1 protein-coding gene is annotated in these 1169 nt (G+C 71.9%); it reads right to left on the bottom strand.

Annotation, left to right across the window (positions count from 1 at the left end; translation table 11 throughout):
- Positions 1–287 precede the first annotated feature (287 nt).
- Positions 288–971 carry a GDSL-type esterase/lipase family protein gene (locus P1P70_RS44890; protein WP_319248294.1) on the bottom strand — a complete coding sequence of 228 codons (684 nt, stop codon included), beginning with the start codon at positions 969–971 and terminating at the stop codon, positions 288–290.
- Positions 972–1169: the final 198 nt, after the last annotated feature.

Below are 1169 nucleotides of genomic sequence, written 5' to 3'. Positions count from 1 at the left end.
CCCCCGTCATCCGCCCGCCCCGGTCGTCCGCCCGCATCCGTGCCGCCGCGTCCGACCGGACATCCAAGCGAGTGGGGGGCGGCCGAGCAAGTCCGAGCGCCCGGCGAAGGTGTGAGACGGGCCCTGCGGCTCCTTCGGCTGCGGGTGGGTGAGGCGTCTCGCGTCTCGTCGTCGCGGGACCGTTCCTCCTGGCGGTGGCGTCAGCCTCGGGGGAAGTCGGCGGTCGGCAGGACCAGGCCGAGGAGGGTGGAGGTCATGTCGACTTCACCGCCGTAGGAGACGGACAGCTACGCCTGCTCGTACGGGCCCCCGAGCCCCCACGCCTCGTGCATCGCGTCGGCGAACGTCGCCGCGATCTTGTGTTCGCCGGAGGTGTTGGGGTGGGTGCCGTCGTAGGTGTCCCAGTGGATGTCGTACGACGGGGGCGGGGAGGCCAGCAGGAGCGGGGAGCGGGGTTCGTCGAGGTCGGCGGCCGACTTGGCGAGGAGTTCGTTGAAGCGGGCGACCTGGGCCGCGAAGGGGGCGTCGGACTCGGCGCGGACGTTCGGGGTGACCGGCAGGAGGACCATGCGGATGTGCGGATCGGCCTCGCGGGCGGCCTCGACGAAGCGGCGGGTGTTCTCGGCGGTCTGCTCGGCGTTCGTGTAGAAGCCCAGGTCGATGAGGCCCAGGGAGACGAGGAGGACGTCGGCCCGGTGGGTGCGGACCGCGTCGGCGATCAGCGGGGCCATGTGGAGCCAGCCCTCGCCCCAGCCCGCGAGGTGGGCGCGGGGGAAACGCGGGTCGGGGTCGGCGTACTCGTACGACGTCGGGGTGTCCGTCGCCTTGTCGTAGAGCGTCTCGCGTGGACCGACGATCTTGAACGGGCCGTCGTACGTCGCGCGCAGGTGCTGCCAGAGCCAGTAGCGCCACGTGTGTTCGCCCGCGCTCCCGATCGTCATGGAGTCGCCTACGGGCATGAACCTGAGCATCCGCTCATCATGGACGATCGCTACCGGGTGGTAGGTAGCGGCCGCCCACCGGGTGCTGTGAGTCTGGCCACGTTGTCGGGTGTGGGTGTGGGTGCGGCTGCAGGTGCGGGTGCGTGGGGGCTGTCTTCAGGGCGCGGGGAACTGCGCGAGAGGCCCCACCGGGCCCGCGCCCGACAACGCACCCGACCCCCACGGCGC

It is taken from the genome of Streptomyces sp. MB09-02B, from assembly GCF_033794485.1.
Taxonomy (GTDB): Bacteria; Actinomycetota; Actinomycetes; order Streptomycetales; family Streptomycetaceae; genus Streptomyces.
Note: the sequence above shows the minus strand (reverse complement) of the source record. Positions and strands in the feature narration are given on the sequence as shown.